The 18,779-nt window shown below is 39.7% G+C and carries 19 protein-coding genes; 14 read left to right on the forward strand and 5 right to left on the reverse strand.

What is annotated here, in order from left to right:
• The 5 genes from ACFVSH_RS06355 to ACFVSH_RS06375 all read left to right on the forward strand — a co-directional run.
• Window positions 1-1,844, forward strand: a 1,844-nt coding sequence (locus ACFVSH_RS06355) for a ribonuclease YeeF family protein (RefSeq protein ID WP_387705276.1), incomplete at its 5' end; no start/stop codon positions are given.
• 18 nt (window positions 1,845-1,862) lie between these two features.
• Window positions 1,863-2,249, forward strand: coding sequence for a hypothetical protein (locus ACFVSH_RS06360; RefSeq protein ID WP_387601717.1), 387 nt, complete (start codon window positions 1,863-1,865; stop codon window positions 2,247-2,249).
• A 340-nt stretch (window positions 2,250-2,589) separates the two neighbouring features.
• Window positions 2,590-2,832 (forward strand): Imm59 family immunity protein, encoded by a 243-nt coding sequence (locus tag ACFVSH_RS06365; RefSeq protein WP_387601720.1) that lies wholly within the window; start codon window positions 2,590-2,592, stop codon window positions 2,830-2,832.
• A gap of 273 nt (window positions 2,833-3,105) precedes the next feature.
• Window positions 3,106-3,297 carry a hypothetical protein gene (locus ACFVSH_RS06370; RefSeq protein ID WP_387705278.1) on the forward strand — a complete coding sequence of 64 codons (192 nt, stop codon included), beginning with the start codon at window positions 3,106-3,108 and terminating at the stop codon, window positions 3,295-3,297.
• 164 nt (window positions 3,298-3,461) lie between these two features.
• Window positions 3,462-3,653, forward strand: a complete 192-nt coding sequence (locus tag ACFVSH_RS06375) for a hypothetical protein (protein ID WP_260286492.1) — start codon at window positions 3,462-3,464, stop codon at window positions 3,651-3,653.
• A 241-nt stretch (window positions 3,654-3,894) separates the two neighbouring features.
• Here ACFVSH_RS06375 and ACFVSH_RS06380 read toward each other — a convergent pair whose 3' ends face one another.
• Together ACFVSH_RS06380 and ACFVSH_RS06385 are read right to left on the reverse strand one after the other, a co-directional pair.
• Complete coding sequence (locus ACFVSH_RS06380; RefSeq protein WP_387601726.1) at window positions 3,895-5,151, reverse strand: DUF445 domain-containing protein; 1,257 nt, start codon at window positions 5,149-5,151, stop codon at window positions 3,895-3,897.
• Window positions 5,152-5,448: 297 nt separating this feature from the next.
• Window positions 5,449-6,420 (reverse strand): bile acid:sodium symporter family protein, encoded by a 972-nt coding sequence (locus ACFVSH_RS06385; RefSeq protein WP_387705280.1) that lies wholly within the window; start codon window positions 6,418-6,420, stop codon window positions 5,449-5,451.
• A gap of 352 nt (window positions 6,421-6,772) precedes the next feature.
• On the opposite strand from ACFVSH_RS06385, the gene ACFVSH_RS06390 reads away from it, so the two are divergent.
• The 4 genes from ACFVSH_RS06390 to ACFVSH_RS06405 all read left to right on the forward strand — a co-directional run bounded on the left by ACFVSH_RS06390 (window position 6,773) and on the right by ACFVSH_RS06405 (window position 10,706).
• Window positions 6,773-7,450, forward strand: a complete 678-nt coding sequence (locus ACFVSH_RS06390; protein WP_076370693.1) for a response regulator transcription factor — start codon at window positions 6,773-6,775, stop codon at window positions 7,448-7,450.
• On the forward strand, window positions 7,447-8,826 hold the full coding sequence (locus tag ACFVSH_RS06395) for a sensor histidine kinase (protein WP_387705282.1): 1,380 nt from the start codon (window positions 7,447-7,449) through the stop codon (window positions 8,824-8,826). The genes ACFVSH_RS06390 and ACFVSH_RS06395 overlap by 4 nt, the downstream gene beginning before the upstream one ends.
• Before the next feature lie 99 nt (window positions 8,827-8,925).
• Entirely contained in the window at window positions 8,926-10,032 is a 1,107-nt protein-coding gene (locus tag ACFVSH_RS06400; RefSeq protein ID WP_387601735.1) for an ABC transporter permease, read from the forward strand.
• Window positions 10,029-10,706, forward strand: a complete 678-nt coding sequence (locus ACFVSH_RS06405) for an ABC transporter ATP-binding protein (RefSeq protein ID WP_387601737.1) — start codon at window positions 10,029-10,031, stop codon at window positions 10,704-10,706. Before ACFVSH_RS06400 ends, ACFVSH_RS06405 begins: the two co-directional genes overlap by 4 nt.
• 91 nt (window positions 10,707-10,797) lie before the next feature.
• On the opposite strand, the gene bioC is transcribed toward ACFVSH_RS06405, so the two are convergent.
• The 3 genes from bioC to bioF are packed head-to-tail and all read right to left on the reverse strand — an operon-like array spanning window position 10,798 to window position 13,611.
• Window positions 10,798-11,676: a malonyl-ACP O-methyltransferase BioC gene (gene bioC, locus ACFVSH_RS06410; protein WP_387601739.1), complete on the reverse strand. Its 879-nt coding sequence runs from the start codon at window positions 11,674-11,676 to the stop codon at window positions 10,798-10,800.
• Window positions 11,669-12,415, reverse strand: coding sequence for an alpha/beta fold hydrolase (locus ACFVSH_RS06415; RefSeq protein ID WP_387601742.1), 747 nt, complete (start codon window positions 12,413-12,415; stop codon window positions 11,669-11,671). The genes bioC and ACFVSH_RS06415 overlap by 8 nt, the downstream gene beginning before the upstream one ends.
• A complete protein-coding gene (bioF, locus tag ACFVSH_RS06420) occupies window positions 12,412-13,611 on the reverse strand; it encodes an 8-amino-7-oxononanoate synthase (RefSeq protein WP_387601745.1) in 1,200 nt (399 codons plus the stop codon). Before bioF ends, ACFVSH_RS06415 begins: the two co-directional genes overlap by 4 nt.
• Window positions 13,612-14,081: 470 nt before the next feature.
• Between bioF and ACFVSH_RS06425 the strand changes: the two genes are divergently transcribed.
• The 5 genes from ACFVSH_RS06425 to ACFVSH_RS06445 all read left to right on the forward strand — a co-directional run bounded on the left by ACFVSH_RS06425 (window position 14,082) and on the right by ACFVSH_RS06445 (window position 18,767).
• A complete protein-coding gene (locus ACFVSH_RS06425) occupies window positions 14,082-14,921 on the forward strand; it encodes a YitT family protein (RefSeq protein WP_192207686.1) in 840 nt (279 codons plus the stop codon).
• Between the two features lie 164 nt (window positions 14,922-15,085).
• Window positions 15,086-15,271, forward strand: coding sequence for a hypothetical protein (locus tag ACFVSH_RS06430; RefSeq protein WP_192207687.1), 186 nt, complete (start codon window positions 15,086-15,088; stop codon window positions 15,269-15,271).
• A gap of 359 nt (window positions 15,272-15,630) precedes the next feature.
• Window positions 15,631-16,920, forward strand: a complete 1,290-nt coding sequence (locus ACFVSH_RS06435; protein WP_387705284.1) for an ABC transporter substrate-binding protein — start codon at window positions 15,631-15,633, stop codon at window positions 16,918-16,920.
• A gap of 168 nt (window positions 16,921-17,088) precedes the next feature.
• Complete coding sequence (locus tag ACFVSH_RS06440; RefSeq protein WP_387705286.1) at window positions 17,089-17,949, forward strand: carbohydrate ABC transporter permease; 861 nt, start codon at window positions 17,089-17,091, stop codon at window positions 17,947-17,949.
• Window positions 17,949-18,767: a carbohydrate ABC transporter permease gene (locus ACFVSH_RS06445; RefSeq protein ID WP_192207690.1), complete on the forward strand. Its 819-nt coding sequence runs from the start codon at window positions 17,949-17,951 to the stop codon at window positions 18,765-18,767. The genes ACFVSH_RS06440 and ACFVSH_RS06445 overlap by 1 nt, the downstream gene beginning before the upstream one ends.
• The last annotated feature ends 12 nt before the right edge of the window (window positions 18,768-18,779 follow it).

The raw sequence follows: 18,779 nt of genomic DNA on the forward strand, positions 1-18,779 counted from the left end.
CAGCCCTGAAAAAGGAATTTCAGGGCATCGTCGGCTTGGACAATGAGTTTCAAGGAGCCGGTGCCGCTGCCATCAAAAGCTTCTATGAAGCGCAAATCGAGGTGGCGGACGCCTGGATGGAACTATTCACGACCCAAATCAGTTTTTTGGAAGGCATTCCGGCCAGTATGGAAGAGGCGGACCTCTCCGGAAATACGGTGGTCGAGGTTCCCTTTTTAGATGGGGAAGTCTCGAACGGCATCAACCAAGCGAAGTCGCTTGTCGATGAACAAGCGAACGATCTTCAAAGAATCCTCGGCAGCATTGACGATATCCTGCCTCTTGATAGGTTCGACCAAAAGGACTTTAATGAAAAAATCACGCTGGCCGGACAAAGGCTGGATGATACCGTGACAAAGGTCGAGAATGTCGACCGGCAATTGGTCGAGGAATATGATGTGTCCGTCGGGCAGGAAAACGTCGCCGTTAGCCTCTTCCGCGCCTTGCTTGATGCCACCAGACAGGACGGCAACGTTTCGCCGCTGACGTTCAACCAATCGGCATTCAAGAATAGTGGCGTCTATCAAGTGAAGGATGAGGTCGCCGGTCAGATGAAAGACTATCAGACCTTCAAAAAGCAGCAAGCCGAAGCCCGAAAAATCGAACAAGAAATGGAAGAACTCGAAAACCGCCCATGGTACGAAAAAGCCTGGGATACGACAAAAACCTTTACAGGGGAATTCACGGGATATTATGATTCAATCAGGGCCTCAACCGGAGTCGATCCAGTAACCGGACGCAAGCTGTCCGATGCCGAACGAATCGCAGCCTGCGCCATGGCAGCAGCTGGATTCATCCCCGTCGTCGGCTGGGCCGGCCGGGCCATCAAAGGCGGCAGCGCCATCTACAAAACCGCCAAAGGACTCAACGCAGCAGACCACGCGCTCGATGCCTATAAAACGACAAAAGGCTTTAGCCTCCTACAGAAAACCGAATACGGGATATACGGACTCCTCGCCGCCAACGGCCTCTTTGAGGGAGTCACCGGCAAAGACATGTTCGGCAACCAGCTGACCGAGGAACAGCGCCAGAACGGCCTGTTGATGGCACTTGGAATTGGCGGTGTGGCTGGTGCGGCTAAGTATGTGGATAGTCGACAGCTTAAAAATGTTAGTGAACAAACAACTAATGGTAGAAAAGTTAAAACCCAATTTGACTCAAAAAAATTAAAGGACCTACAAGGCTTTAATAGTAAAATAGATGATGTACTCAAAAATGTGGGCATGTCCTCATCAGAGTTTAAAGAATTAAAATTAAAATCGCATGATGAGTTAACGGATTTGGAAGTAGAAAAATTAAAAACAATTAGAGAAGCTGTTCCACCTATTACAAGGACAACTATTTTACAGAAAACCATTCCTGGGCAGGATATAGAAAAATACTTAGATGGCACATATTCTGAAATTGGAGGCTACGTTGCAAAAGCCGAAGATGTACATGATATAAAACTTTATGACGATTTCGTTGAAAGTTTGAGGCTAGATTATACGGATTGGAATGGGAAAAGACCATTTCCAGATGGAGGAAGTACCTACGGTGTTATAAAATTTAAGACAGATGAAGTGGATTCAATTTTTGTTCCATATGGTGAGAAATTTGATGGAATAAACACAGATGGACCCCCTTGTACACTAAATGGCTTCACAGGATCTAGAAATGATAGAGTTGTACCGGAATTTAAGTTTGATGGTAGATACTTACCTGAAAATGGAGCAGAACTATATAAGGTTGAAAATGGGCAAGAAGTATTGGTTGGAAGATATCATGCGGATTATAAAAGATTTATAGATATAACAAAAATGTAGATTTAGATGGAGGAAACTATGATAAGAAAAGGTAAGTATGCAATGTATAATGGTGACGAGTATAGCTTTAGGCTACTGGAAGATAAATCAATAAGATTAATAAGTAATAAACAATCTGACCTATCTCATGGTTTTAAACATTTAGATGAGAATATTTATATAAAAAATGTTTCTGTAGAAGAAGTAGAAAATTTATTTAAGATAAATTCAAAGGCAAAATATAAAGGTGAGTTATTTTCTGTGTCTGAAGATGGAAAAACAGGTAAAGTGCTGTTGGATACAACCAACACTGAACTTGCAAAGAAAATGGAATTTGAAAGAACAGATAAATATATGTATTCCAAATATGTAGACTGGGATGAAGTTGAGATAATTGAGGAGAGGAAGCCCTATTCATTAGATTAACTTATTCGCTTCAACCGCCTATAATATTTATTGAGCTGTTCCCCTAATATGCACAATAGAAAAAGCCCCTTATAAGGGGCTTTTTTATATCTTATAACTTATATAATTTATTTTTTTATCCACTTTGCAACCAGCTAACCGAGGAACAGCGCCAGAACGGCCTGTTGATGGCACTCGGAATCGGCGGTGTGGCTGGTGCGGCTAAGGTCAGGAGGGGGAATTCAATATGAACTTCCTTTACCTGTAGAATGGCTTAAAGGATTAGGGATGTTAAAAGAAATTAAGTAATTACTTCAAAGATATATTTTTCTAATTATTTAAATTAAAGGAGAATAAACAAATGAAACAATTGGAAGCAAAAGAAATAATCGAGCAAGAGAAATTAAAACGTTACAATTGGTTTAATGAACATCCACAAAGAGAAAATGAGGTAGGAATTACAGTTGATGGTGATCAATGGGCAGTTTATGTAACTGATGAAAGGGCTAGTGTGGTTACAGGTTCTATTACAAAATTTAATAATGAAAGTGATGCTTTAGACAACTTTATAAAAAGATTAAGAACAGAAAAATTATTGTTTTAGTCTCCAAAAATAAGTAATGAAGCGTTTAAGATGAGGTTACCTAGTGCCGATTATAACCATCTCTCAAACCTAAAACACCAACCAAGCACATTTAAATTAATCAAGGAGTACTGAAGGTGACAAAATAGTACTTAAATAAAAAGTAGGTGGAATCAATGGCAGGCAGAAGAATGGTAGACAGATGGGAAGACGATAGTAAAAGTTTTTTGAGATTTAATCTAAAACAAAGAGTGTTACCAAGTCTGTATGGCGGTATTATCGGAGACATGCTTGGTGTCCCAGTTGAATTTTAAAAAAGAGGCATCTGAAGAAAGTGAAACTGGAAAAGTATTGTTGGATACAACAAACACTGAACTTGCTAAAAAGATGGGGGTTGAACGAACCGATAAATATATGTACTCCAAATCCGTGGAATGGGATGAAGTGGAGATAATCGAGGAGAGGAATCCCTATTCATTAGATTAATTTCCTCATTTAAAGCGCCTTTAAAGTCCATTAGTTCTTTACATAAAGTAAAAGTGATTATTCGTTCGAAAAGCGGGTATAAAGTATTGAGCGGTCTTACATTTAATATCTAGCACTAAGTTTTCTTTATGTTGAATAAGGAGAATTTGGTGGGAGGTGATTAAATGAGGAAAGCCTATGGTATAAAAAGTTTAATAATTTACCTTGAGTCGGTAAATTATCCAATTACCGAAGAGGAAATCAATGATCTAATATTAAATAAAAAGATACCCCATCTCAGACCCATCGATAATTTGCTGATTTTTAATTTAGATCATATTGATGGCTGGCTTAGTGATCAGCAATTCAAACCTTAGTTAATTGAAGCCCTGCTTTAAGTGGGGCTTTGATGAATATGTTGTACAAAATGAAAAGCTAGCCAAGGTGTTTCTTGAAAACCTTGGCTACTTTTTGGTTATCTCTTCATTTTCGAAAAAAGAGGTTCCTGCATATTGGTGGCAAACTAATTGTATAAGGAATTTAAAGGCAGCGAATCAGCCCCAATTGATTTAGTAATGACAGTATTCTTCCGTTACAATATCGGCGAAGGTACCTGAATTATAACAGCTTAAGCAGAGCCTGTGCACCTGTCAGGATAAGCCCTATTATAAAACCACAGACCGCTCCGTTCACACGAATCCATTGTAAGTCTTTTCCTACACCATTTTCCATCATATCAATCAGTGTTTCATTGTCTAGCTTATCTAAATTTTCCTGTACAAGCTTACCGATCTGCGTATGATTTTTTTCAATGAGAACAGTAATTTGTTTCTGTATCCATTGATCGATGTTCGTGCTATTCTCTTTTATGTTGTCCAGTACGTGCTGAATCATTGGAGTCAGGTAAGTATCCATGAAGTGTTCACCTTCTACGAAATCTAACGCATCTTGTTGAATTTGTTGTAGACTTCCCATTATTGTCGCTTCAGGTTCCCATTTTGTCAGAAGTTGTTTTTTCCATTTTTCAACTCCTTCTAACAGTTCCCGGTTATGGTTAATGCCTTGTATCTCATTTCGGATATATAAGATTAAAGCCTCTCTATTTGGTTCTTTCTCGTTTTGTAAATTATTTACGACACTTAACAAAAGGTTTTGTATGATATTCCCAAGTTTCTCTTCGTTAAGCAGACTTTGAATGGATTTGACCGCAAACTGAAGCATGCCATCCAGTTCAATCTTGCTTAGTACATCCATGGAAACAGTGCCAAGTCGACGGCTGGTTTGTTTTTTCCTTAACCAATCTTCCGCTTTTTTCAAAACATGATCCAGAGCCTTCTTATCGAATTGTTCATTAAGTAACTCTGAACTTACTAGATGAAGAATCTTGCCCATGTCTATGTTAGAAAGTGATGATTCAATTTTTTTTGCAACGAAAGGTGTAATCTTTTCTATATCTATATAACAAATCAATTGCTTGATAAGTTTAATCAGGACTTTTCTAAAAGTATCACTTTGTACCTCTTTTACTAAAATGGGAATCAATTTTTCTGTAAAAGGAACATGTTTTACTTTGTCTTGAATACTTTCCTTAGAAAGCCAGTCATTTTTTAGCATCGAAACAAGTGCATTTGTCATTCTTTTACGATTGTTGGGCAAAAGCGCTGTATGGGGGATCGGTAATCCAAGGGGGTGCCTGAATAATGCAGTGACTGCAAACCAATCTGCCAGACCACCAACTAATCCTGCCTCAAACCCTCCATGTAATAAATCCAGTGGCAACGTACCTTGAAATGGAGTGGTTGCAATATAACCCGCTCCCATGATCATTAATGAATATTTAGCAATTTTTCTTGAAGATTTTATTTTTGGTGACATTATATTCCTCATCCTTAAAATGATATCAATTACTATAACCCGAATCATTAGCAAATTCCATAACTTACTTTTATCTAGTAGTATAGCAGGTAGTTCAAAAAAATACTCCCAACAAGGGCAATCAGTTCATCTATCGGGAAATGGGAAATCGCCCTTTAAATATGAAAGATTAAAATATTCCGTAAGAATCGAACCCACAATCATTGATATTTTCCTTTGAATTTCAAAGGCGGGGATGGTTGATACACATAAAAAAAGCCGATTATTCAATCGGCTTTTTTTATTCATCCAACAATATTATGATACGTCTGTTTTTATCGAATTATTTGTCCCTGCATTTTTTTTATCTTTCATGCGACTGAAAATAAAGGCCAGAACGGAACCTGATATATTATGCCAAACACTGAAAATGGCACTAGGTACAGCGGCCAAAGGCGAGAAGTGGGCAGTTGCTATAGCTACACCTAAACCGGAATTCTGCATACCAACCTCCATGGCAACAGCTTTCTGTTTAGCTAAATCCATCCCGCATAATCGAGCAAAGAAAAAGCCGAGAAGAAAACCAAGAACATTATGAAGAACGACAACCGCAAAAATAAGCAAACCTGTTTTAGCCAGCTGAGCTTGGCTGCCAGCCACTACGGCAGATACGATCAGAACGATAGAAATGACAGATACTAGAGGAAGAGCCTTTGCCCCAGCTTCTGCCTGTTTACCGAAAAACTTTTTAACGATGAATCCAAGCAACAAAGGGATGATTACCACTTGAATGATGGAGATGAATAATGATCCAATACTGATATCGACCCATTTACTTGCCAAGAGCAAAATAAGCAGGGGGGTTACGATAGGCGCTAGAATAGTGGAAACAGAAGCAATGGCAACTGCAAGCGCAACATTTCCTCTCGCAAGAAACACCATGACATTGGATGCTGTTCCACTAGGGCAGCATCCAACCAAAATAACCCCAACGGCCACTTCTTTCGGTAAATCGAACCCTATTGCTAATGCAAATGCCAGTAATGGCATAATGATAAAATGTCCTGCTACCCCTAATGCCACTTCTTTTGGACGCCGGAAAACTTCTCTAAAATCCGATGCTGATAGTGTAAGTCCCATGCCAAACATGACAATTCCTAATAATGGAACAATATAGGCTCCAATCCATTTAAAATGATCAGGCAAGATATAAGCGATAATGGCAAATATAATGACCCAAATGGTAAACGTTTTACCAGCAAAAGTGCTGATTTTCTCTACTACTCCCATAGTGACCCTCCTAGATGTTTTAAAATAAAACAATTATAGTTTATATTCAGAATATTTTAAACCTTTTTTTTAAATCCCTTGTGGGTATTTTCATTATGGACAGTCATATTTAAAACGATGATTTTTGGAACTATAATTCTCTTCCGCTGAAATAGTATGAATATGACATTTACTATAGAAATAGGGACCTCTGTCCGATTTTTTACTTTATCCTTTAATAAAAAATAAGAGGGTGCTGTATATTAGTGGCAAACTAGTCAATAAGGAACTGGAGATTGAATTAGTATTTGTTGTTTTACAGGATCAATTATTGCTATTGTAAGTTTATAAAAGAAGTGGAGATGTGATTTCTTTGATACATATATTAATCGCGGATGATGATCGGCATATTCGGGAGTTGCTTAAATTTCACTTGGAAAAGGAAGGATACATGGTATCGGAAGCAAAGGACGGGAATGAGGCTTCCTTGATACTAGAGAAGGAACGGATCCATCTGGCGGTTGTCGATATTATGATGCCGTTTAAAAACGGACTGGATCTTTGTAAGGAAATCCGGGATCAATATGATCTGCCGGTCATTTTATTGACAGCTAAAGATCAACTTATCGATAAGGAAAAGGGGTATTTTGCGGGTACGGATGATTACCTCGTGAAGCCATTCGAGCCACGGGAACTTCTATTCCGGATAAAAGCGCTATTGCGAAGGTACCGTATGGTGAATTCTGAATCAATCTCATTGAATCAAACGGTCATTGACCGTAAAAGTTATGAAGTTCGAATAATGGGGAATACGCTGCTCCTGCCGCTTAAGGAATTCGAGCTGCTAGCTCAGCTGGGGAGCTTTCCTGATCAAGTCTTTACGCGTGAGCAGCTTATTGAATTGGTATGGGGTGCTGATTTTGAAGGGGATGATCGGACGGTCGATGTCCATATTAAACGGTTAAGAGAACGATTTGCGGGGCGGACCGATGATTTTGTTATAACGACTGTCCGTGGCTTAGGTTATAAACTGGAGGTCAACAAGAAGTGAAAACACTTTATTTCAGGATAGTTATTCAAACCATTTTAATCATGGTGCTTGCCAGTGTCATCGCTTTTTTAATTTCCAATGTTTATTATCATCAGGTTCAAAAACCCAACAATGGTGAGAAAATAAAGAAAGTCGCAAATGATATCGTCTCCTTATATGAGGAAAATCCTGATCAGGATATTGATGCGTATTTAAATCATATTGCAGGATTGCACTATCAAATGTATCTATTTAATGAGCAAGGTGAAGGAACTTTATACGGTGAGCCGTTTCGGGAAACGGCATTGGATCCAGACACGATTTCTGCAGTTTTGAACGGGAAGACCTATCAAGGGATCGCCCATTATAATAATGGTTTATTTATTACCGGATTTTTTGAAGATGTATTGATTAATAGCATTGGGGTCCCGATGGACGTCAATGGTGAAAAACACGCATTGTTTGTAAGGCCGAATATAGAGCTGCAGTTTGGTGAATTCCGCTTTTTCCTTGCAGTTTTGCTTGTACTCACGCTCCTTCTCAGCTTTTTATTTGTAATCATTAACACGCGTTTCATCGTTAAGCCGATTACGAAATTAACGGAAGCTACAAAAAGAATCGCAGATGGGGATTATAGTAGTGAATTGAATGTCAGCCGAAGCGATGAGATAGGGGTTTTGGCACAGCATTTCTCGAAAATGACTCATAGTATCCAACGGTTGGATGATATGAGGCAGGAGTTCGTATCGAATGTATCCCATGAAATTCAATCTCCGCTTGCATCCATCCAAGGTTTTTCCCAAACACTTCAATCGGAGGAATTAACAAAAGAACAAAGAAATCAGTACTTGTCCATTATTGAAAAAGAAAGCAGGCGCATGTCGTTGTTAAGCAAACAGCTGCTCATGCTTGCTTCGTTGGATAAAGTGGATGATCCGTTGCAACAGTCCCAATTCGATTTAGCGCAACAAATACGGCAAGTGTTGTTCATGCTGGAATGGAATTGGCGGGAAAAAGATATGGTGATCGAAATGGATTTGCCTTCAACCTCCATTTCTGCAGATGAGAAACTTTTAAATCAAGTATGGACGAATTTGATAACCAATAGCATTAAATACTCGGAAAGCGGCAGTTCGATCAATATTCTGATTAAAAAAATAGGCAGTGCTGTTGAAGTGATGATTGCGGATACGGGTATGGGAATTCCGGAAGAAGACCTCCCTTATATCTTTGATCGGTTTTATAAAGTCGACAAAGTGAGGAACAGGAGTGAAACAGGAAGCGGATTAGGTCTTTCGATTACAAAGAAGACGGTTGAACTTCATGGGGGAACGATTGAAGTTCAAAGCGAACTCGGTAAAGGGACCACTTTTTATATACGGTTGCCCCTTATGTAATCAGTTGTTCATCTTCCATTCATATTGATTGTTTACAATCAGGTCATACCGAATCAAGTAGGACTTGATCGGTAAACAGAAGGAATGGGAGATGAAATAATGTTTTTGGCAATACGTGAACTAAAGCATTCAAAGTTACGTTATCTGCTGATTGGACTGATCATGGTGTTGGTCGCTTTGCTTGTCTTTATCATTTCAGGATTAGCTAATGGACTCTCTTCGGATAATGCTTCATCCATACAAAACATGAAGGCCGACTATTTCGTAATGGAGCATGACTCCAAAAATAAATTGAATCGATCGATCATATCCATGGAGAAGCTGGATGAAATCCGGGCTTCGGCGGATGTTAAAGCAGCCGAAGGTCTGGGGCAAATGATGATCACATTGAATAAAATCGGCTCATCGGAGAAAACGGATGTCACCATTTTTGCGACCGATGCCAGTGGCATTTTAGCACCGAAGGTCATTGAAGGAACGAACTATGACATTGAGAAACAAGGTGAAGTAGTAGCAGATCGTTCTTTAAAAGAAGTGGGGTATAAATTGGGTGATTCACTTAAAGATGACTTATCAGGTAAGGTTTTCACCATTGTTGGATTTACTGAAAAGCAGTCTTACAGCCACTCACCGGTAGTTTACATGAATGTTAAGGGGTGGCAGGAGATTAATCCTGCATTAAAAAATCAAGAGAAAGATTCAATCAGCACAATAGCCGTGCAAATGGATTCGAAGGCAGAAGAAAATGTACGTGAATCATTGCCTGAAGGACTAACGCTCATTTCAAAAGAAGAATCACTTCAGAGTATACCAGGATACAAAGAGGAACAGGGTACGTTGACGATGATGATTGCCTTCTTGTTTGTCATCGCAGCTTTCGTTTTGGCGGTATTCTTTTATGTGATTACCTTGCAGAAGACGAATCAATTTGGAGTCCTTAAAGCACTTGGGGCCAATACGGGCTACCTGGCAAAAAGTATTGTTGGTCAAGTAATGCTGCTTGCCGTGACATGCATAGCCATCAGTGCTGCCCTGACATATGGAGTCACGTTAATCATGCCAGAAGGAATGCCATTTGAATTGAGTACCGATTTGGTCGTTAAATATTCCGTGTTACTTTTGGTTGTATCCGTATTAGGTTCACTGCTATCACTATACCGAGTAGCGAAGATAGATGCGATTGAAGCGATAGGGAGGGTATCATGATGGGGGATAAACTATTATTTGAAAACGTCAGTAAGATTTATGGGGAAGGCGATAATAAGGTGACAGCCCTTGATAATATTTCCCTGAATGTGAGGGCGGGGGAGTTCGTCGCCATCGTGGGTCCTTCAGGTTCAGGAAAAAGTACTTTTCTTTCGATAGCAGGTGCCTTACTATCTCCGAGCAAAGGCCGCTTACTGCTGAATGATGAGGATATTACAACTCTATCCCCAAAAGAATTGACTAGAGTGCGCCTTGAAAAGATCGGGTTTGTATTCCAATCATCGAATCTTGTGCCATATCTCACCGTACGGGATCAGCTTTTGCTACTTTCTGAACTGATTGGCAAGCGGGATAAAAAAACCATGAAAAAAGCGGAAGAATTGCTTGGCCACCTTGGACTTGGACATCGGGCAGATCACTTGCCGGAAGCACTGTCGGGCGGTGAGCGGCAGCGTGTAGCCATCGCCCGTTCGCTGATGAATGACCCAGAAATCATTTTAGCGGATGAACCAACTGCAAGTCTTGATTCCAAAAGAGGCAGGGATGTTGTTGAAATGCTTGCACATGAGGTGAAGTCAAGAAATAAAGCGGCCATCATGGTAACGCACGATGAAAGAATGTTGGATTTATGTGATCGAGTGGTCAATATTACGGATGGCAAGGTTTTTGGATGAAGCTATAAAACACACTCTCATGAGCTGATCATTAAATAGTCGCCGCCTTTCCAAATGAGAGGCGGCAGAAATCGCTTGGATTGGAACCTGGTCAATCGGGCCTGCAATCATGTATAATATTTTGCTTGTATCCAGAGTTATCTTCTGCTTGATCATATTTTTTTATCTTTAAGAACAAACAGTGATAGGTTGCTTTCACACCTAATTCATTTCGATATTCTTTGTCGTATATGTTGATTAACTCTCGAAAAAAGGAAGGGCGCTGGCAGTAGTTTTCTTTGTTGCTGTTAGCCGCACCAATCTTTTTAATTGAAGTGAAAAATTCACGTACTGTCTGAAAGTACTCCAGTTCAAACTCTTCCATTTTTGTTATCTCGATTGGAACTGCTGTTGAAAAAGAGATTGCTTCTTCACAAACTTTGGATAATTCTTCTAGAGAATAAAACACTTGACCTGGTGAACTATCAATGGCTAGCTGAAGCTTGTCCTTCGCCTGTTCATATGACATATGAAGCTCTTGAAAGGTATCTATTCCGAACGTTGAAAATATGAGGCTTCCTTCAGCCGTTAATCGTGTAAACAGTTTTTCAAGGGTTGCAGGAAGATCATTCAGCCATTGAAACGTTGCATTGGAAATAATCAAGTCGTAATGTTCATTAAGCGCCATTTCTTCGATATCCGTACATAAAAATGTAACACGTTCTTCATCTGTCATTCCTTTCGCCACTTCGACCATTCCTTGTGCCAAATCAACAGCCGTAATAGCAGCATTAGGGAATATTTTGACGAGTAACCTGGTTAAGTAACCAGTTCCGCAGCCAATTTCAAGAATATTGGTTACATGGTTGGTGTTTATTTCAGGAAGAAAATCCACTAATTGTTTTGCCATGTTTTTTTGAACATTGGCATACGCGTCATATGTTTTCGCATGTTCACTGAACCGCTTACTTAACAATCGCTTATCAATCATGAGTGTACTCCTTTTGAATAAATGTTTTTATCTGCTGCATACATTCCTGTGGTCTTGTGAAAAACGGAGTATGGCCAGCGCCTTCGATAATATGAAACTCGGCTTTCCCACCGAGGTTTTCTTTAATGAAAGATGAGGCTTCGAGTGGGCAAATGTTGTCTTCCCTCCCATGAAGCAGTAAAAAGGGGGCTTCAATCCTGTTGAGGCTTGCTCTAGCATCTTTCTGAAGTAAATAATTCAAGCCAATAAGAAGCGAAAACACATCATCTCCATAAAACTCGCTTTGAATGGTCTTGATGAATTGATGATATAAACCTTCTTCTTTTTCAGCTTTGGAAAACATCGCTTCATAGAAAGAAGCCAAAGTCTTCTCTTTATTGCGTTGTAGCTGTTTCTTCATGCGCTCGATCATTCGTGGATCCCAGCCAAATGAATAATTCTCTCCTGTTATAAACCGACTTGTTGCACCAAAAAGGATAAAACCTTTTATTTTTTCTCGATACGAACTTGCAAGTTCAAGTGATACTAGTGATCCTAATGACCAGCTCAGTATATAAACTGGACCATCGATGGAAGCGATTGTGTCTATGACTCTTTCTTCAAAGTCATTTAGTGCTTTCATATCTCTCCATTCTATAAATGAAAGGTGGAATACATCTGCCAGCGGTTTGATTAACGGTTCAAACGCGCCTTTTTCCATTCCCCACCCAGGAAGCATGACTAAATTCGGCTGTTTCATTCAATAACACCCATTTCCTTTCCAATGATTGAAATCTTTTCAACTGCCCAATCAAGCTCTTTTTTATCGTGGAGAGCTGTTACGGTAAACCGGATTCTCGCCTCATTTTCAGGAACGGTCGGCGGCCTGACAGCAATAGCTGCAATGGCTTCTTTCTGTAAACGTGCGGCAAATTCCATCGCTTTTTCGTTTTCCCCGATGACGATAGGAACAATTTGTGATCGGCTTCCGCAAATATTAAACCCGTTATATGTGAGTTCTTCTCTAAAATGTTCTGAATGTGTTTGGAGCAGTGAGCGGCGTTCTGGTTCTTGCTGTACAAGTTCAATCGCTGTTTTTATGGCACCGAGAATGGCCGGGGGAAGTGCAGTTGAATAAATGAATCCGCGCATGCGATTTTTTAAATAGTCGATTAGCCATTTCTTTCCGACGACATAGGCACCGAATGAACCGAGCGCTTTACTGAATGTTCCCATTTGGATATCTATTTTATTTTGAAGTTGGAGATGACCGGCATAACCTTCACCGTTTTTACCGTAGATGCCGCTTCCGTGCGCTTCATCTGTCATTAACATTGCGTTATAACGTTCCTTTAACCGAACGAGGTCTTCGAGATAAGCAAAGTCACCGTCCATGCTGAAGACAGTATCCGTCACGATTAATTTACGTGCTTCAATTGGTGCTTTTTTCAAAAATGCTTCTAAATGATCTAAATCATTATGACGATAGCGTATATGCTTTGCACGGCTTAAAAGAGCTCCATCGACAATGCTTGCATGATTCAATTTATCGCTATAAATAATATCGTTTCGGGACAGCAGGGTGGATATTATTCCAAGGTTCGCGTTATATCCACTGTTGATAATGAGTCCCGCCTCGGCTTTCTTCCAATCGGCAAGAGCTTGTTCGGCTTGCTCATAAAGGGGATGATTGCCAATAATTAAACGTGAAGCCGTTGCTCCTGCACCATATGTATGTACTGCATCCACCATCGCCTTTTTCAGCCGATCATCCCCTGCATATCCTAAATAGTTATTAGAAGCTAGATTCAGCATCCTGCACCCATTGATCATAAGCCATGTCTGCTCGGCGAATGCCGTCGATACGAGTTCACGCTTTTGCGATATCTCTTCTAAATAAGCCAGTTCCTTCTTTATTTTTTCTTCCCAACAAGGTAATTGTTTTTCACTGAGCATGCCCATTCTCCTTTTTATATGTTAACTAAAATAAAAACAGGTTAACATATAAAATATTCTAATCATGACCCAATGAAACTGTCAAGCCTTGAAAAAGGACTGATAATAAATTAAAAATCCAATCTGGGAGTAATCAAAGGTCAAAAAAAGACACAAATCAAAAGCGTGCGGTTGGTTATTTGAACCAAGTCGAGAAACATGAAACTAACATAAAAATAAATTTTGGGTGAAGGAGGCTAATGATATTTGAATGGGCAGCGGCTTTGTTAAGCTAATGTATAAAAGAGCTTAGTGAAAATTAGTCCCATTTGTATGTATTAAGCCCGTTCATTGAAGATAATCTAACTTCCAAGGTAGTCTTTTTGTTAAACCTTCAAATCTTTGAAGGATTAAATGGAATTCCATGTTACTATAGAGCAGTGAAATTACCGAATTCACATTAACCATTACATAAAGGAAGGGTAATAAATATGAAAAAGATTTCTTTAGATGTTTTCTTTATCTTAATAGGAGCTTTTATTTTCGCTTTGGCAATAAATCTTTTCGTCATTCCCAATGAACTTGGTGAGGGGGGAGTCACGGGGATAACCATCATTTTATTTTATCTTTTTGAATGGTCACCAGGGCTGTTAAGTTTGATCATTAACGCTTTCCTACTGATCGTCGGTTATAAATATTTGTCGAAAATGACAACGGTATATACAATCATAGCCGTTGCATTTAATTCACTTTTCCTTCATTTAACCGAAAGTTGGACGATTTCTTCAGATGAATTGGTTATCAATGCGATATTTGGCGGAGTTTTTGCCGGTGCAGGAATTGGCATGATCATTCGTGTCGGAGGCACTACTGCCGGTACGACGATTCTGGCCCGAATTACGAATAAGTATTTGGGATGGAGCTTAAGCTATGGACTTCTGTTTTTCGATTTGATCGTTGCGTTCTCCTCTTATTTCATCATTGGTGCAGAAGGCCTGATGCTCACTATCCTTATGCTTTATATTGGAACAAAAACGATGGAATTCATCATTGAGGGATTGAACCCGAAAAAAGCGATTACCATCATTTCAAATGAAGCGGACCAGATTGCAAAACAAGTAACCGAATTGATGGACCGGGGGGTCACTGTTTTTAGCGGTCATGGATACTATACAAAGGCATCCAAGGATATTTTATATATCGTTATAAGTAAGCAAGAGGTACTAAAGTTAAAGAGAATAGTGCAGTCGACGGATAGCAATGCTTTTATAGCGATACATGATGTTAGGGACGTATTTGGTGAAGGATTCCTGGATATCTCGAAGTCCTGATGCGATTTGTGAGGCGGATATGGTATATGCGAATGAAAAGGCCTAATAGGCTTTTTTATTTTGCAATGCGAAAAATCTGTAAATTCCTAATATTTTGTTATATTATGTAAGTAAGAAACCACACACCCTGAGGAGTGCAGCCATTAAATGTGGAGGTGTCCAAGATGATCCTTTTAAAAGTGGATGACAGAAAGTTCGGAAAAAGCAAGATCAAGTACAGTGTCGTTGATAAGGAAACGAATGAATTGATCATTAGCGGTGTGTTTAAAGAATTTGGACAAGCAAGCGATAAATATTATGAATTGAAGGATGAATACGGTTCATCCAATGTGAAGATGATATTGAAGTGAAAAGAGGGGGACCGACGGGTTTCCCTTTTTTCGTAGGCAATGCCATGAATGAAAATGCCCGTACAATAAATAATCGGATAAAGGAATAATCATAGGTTTCTGAATCATATAATTAGGTTAAGAGAGTTATTGATATCCTTTTTTTACAATATACTACAATTTTATTGTAAAGTATGGAATTTGGTGGTAATATAAAGCGCATAAATGTAAACGTTTGCAAAAATTTCTGTGAGGAGGTGATGTAAAAGAAGTACGATAGACCATGATCTTTATAGAATGAAAGGCTTTTATTTTACTATTTTATGCAAACGTTTTCTTAAAATTGCATGAATCTTATGAAAAAGGGAGAGTCGGTAGGCATGAAGCGTAAAAAATGGTACGGGGGAATTCTTACTGTTTTATTAGTTTTTAGTGTGATTTTGGCTGGATGCTCCTCTTCAACTGGTGGAAATAGCGACTCAAAGGATGTCGTGACGCTGGATATATTTCAATTCAAGGTAGAATTCAAGTCGCAATTCGAGTCATTGGCAAAACAATACGAAAAAGAGAATCCAGATGTAAAGATCAAGGTATCGACGGTTGGCGGCGGAAATGATTATAAATCAGCCATTACGGCAAAGTTCGCTTCAGGTGAGGAGCCGGCGGTCTTTAACATTGGCGGACCGGTGGATGTTGAACAATATAAAGATAGATTAACGGATTTAAAGGATACGAAGGCTGCTGCTGCAGCACTTGATGGCACTTTGGATGGCGTGGAAGAGGACGGGCAAGTCCTTGGACTTCCATTTAACCAGGAAGGATACGGCTTGATTTATAACAAGCGGATATTTAAAGAAGCCGGAATTAATCCTGATGAAATTACAAGTTATGAAGCCTTAGAGGCGGCAGTCAAGAAAATGGATTCGCAAAAAGACAAATTGAAAATCGATGCAGTTTTCGCTTATCCGGTTAAAGAGAAGTGGGTGACAGGAAACCATTTATCCAATGTTTTCTTAGCACCGGAGTTTGATGGGAATGTGTTAGAGGCAAGTAAGGCTCCAACGGTTAAATTCACGGATGGTGACAAGTTTAAACAAATGGTCGATATCCAAAATAAATATTCCGTCCAGCCGACAGCAAGTCTCGATTACTCCCAACAAGTGGAAGAGCTGTTCTCACTTGAAAAGGTTGCGATCATTCAGCAAGGCAACTGGGTGTATAACACAGTATATGATATGGACCCTGAGTTAGCTGAAAAGGGAATTGGCATCATCCCGATTCCAAATGGAGACTCTGCAGGCATGCCGGTCGGCGTACCGAACTATTGGGCAGTGAACAAGAAATCGGATGAAAAGGTACAAGAAGCAGCGAAGAAGTTCCTCGACTGGATGTATACATCCGAGGAAGGGAAAAAGGCCGTTTTGGAAGACTTTAAATTCATTCCTGCATATGAAGGATATGATGTCGAAAAAATTGCCGATCCAATTTCAAAAGAAATTTATAAATACTCCCAAGAAGGAAACACGATTGGCTGGGTGTTTAATGGATATCCGGTTGGTTGGAACGATGATCTTGGGGCAAGTGTCCAAAAATACGTAACCGGTAAATTGACTTGGGAGGAACTTGTCCAACAGAACATTGAAAATTGGGAGAAGATTCATAGCAAATAAGTATTGGGAAATGCAAGTGACCGATCGGCAAAGAAAACTGTGCCGATTGGTTGTTCCTTGTTATAGAAAAGTCACCTAGGGAAATTGCCTCGACAAGGGATTCATCAAATAACCCAGTCATGATCTAAAACCATTAACTATTAAATCATTTCAAGGAGGTCGGTTTCGTTGAGAAATCGGGATGCCGCATATTGGCTGTTTTTGACACCTGTTCTTGCTGCACTCATTTTGGTTGTGATCGTGCCACTCATCTACGGATTTTATTATTCCTTTACGAATTGGAACGGTTTAGGGACGCCGGATTTCATCGGTCTTAAGAATTATATGGACTTGTTTACGGATAAAGGGTTCCTTGATACATTTTGGTTCACCATTAAATTTTCCGTAGCGGCAATTGTGGTAATCAATATCATCGGATTAAGTTTGGCTCTCATCGTGACTTCGAAAATTAAATCAAGCAACATATTGCGGACGGTTTTCTTTATGCCCAATTTAATAGGCGGTTTGATTCTGGGCTTTATTTGGCAGTTCATTTTTATTAAGGTCTTCGGTGCGATTGGTGATTTGACTGGGATCGAAGCATTTAATGGATGGTTATCAACGACTGATACAGGTTTTTGGGGATTGATCATTTTAACATCATGGCAAATGGCCGGATATATCATGATCATTTATATTGCCTATTTGCAGGCTGTACCTGAAGACTTGATCGAAGCGGCAAAAATTGATGGAGCTAACAGCTTCCAGCGTTTTCGCCATATAATTTTTCCACTAGTGGCACCCGCTTTTACCGTCAGTTTGTTTTTGACGCTTTCCCACTCGTTCAAGATCTATGATCAAAATCTTTCTTTGACGAATGGAGCTCCCTATAATTCAACTGAAATGGTTGCGATGAACATTGTAAAATCGGCCTTCACCGAAAACGATATGGCATATGCACAGGCAAAAGCCGTTATCTTTTTCGTGATCGTGGCGGTTGTTTCGCTGACACAGGTCTATTTCAATAAAAAACGGGAGGTTGAGCTGTGATGAGGGGAAAATGGAAATTGTGGCTGATTGGATTCATCGGATTCATTTTGGCCGTATTATGGCTCACTCCGTTTTATTTAATGCTTGTAAATGCTTTCAAAATGAAACGGGATATATTTGCCGATACGCTGGGACTGCCTGAAACCTGGACATTCGAAAACTTCATTCAAGCTTTCGAGCAATTGGATTTCCTCCGGACTTTATTCAATTCCTTATTGATATCGGGCGTCAGTGTAGTCATCATCATCATTTTTTCTGCGATGGCAGCATACGCCCTTTCCCGAAACAAAAGTAAAATAAGTTCCCTGCTTTTCTTCGTGTTTGTAGCAGCCATGCTAATTCCGTTTCAGTCTGTGATGATACCGCTCGTTGCCCAATTCGGACAGCTAGGGATGTTGAACAAGGCCGGACTGATTTTCATGTATTTAGGTTTTGGCTGCAGTCTTTCCATATTCTTATATCATGGTACCTTAAAAGGGATTCCCATCTCACTTGATGAGGCAGCAAAGATTGATGGTGCTAACCGGTTTCAGGTATTTTGGTATATCATCTTTCCATTATTAAAACCGATGTCGATTACAGTTGGCATCTTAAATGTCATTTGGATATGGAATGACTATTTGCTGCCATCCCTTGTTATTGGCGGAGCGGGATCGGAGACCATTCCGCTTAAATTATTCTTCTTTTTCGGTCAATATACGAAGCAATGGCATCTTGCCTTGGCTGGACTTACTTTATCCATCATTCCAGTCATCATTGCGTACTTTTTTGCTCAGAGGCAAATTATCAAAGGAATTGCAGATGGAGCCGTTAAATAACTATTTAAATAT

The sequence above is a fragment of the Peribacillus sp. NPDC058002 genome, from assembly GCF_042886655.1.
In the GTDB taxonomy this organism is placed as follows: domain Bacteria; phylum Bacillota; class Bacilli; order Bacillales; family DSM-1321; genus Peribacillus; species Peribacillus aracenensis.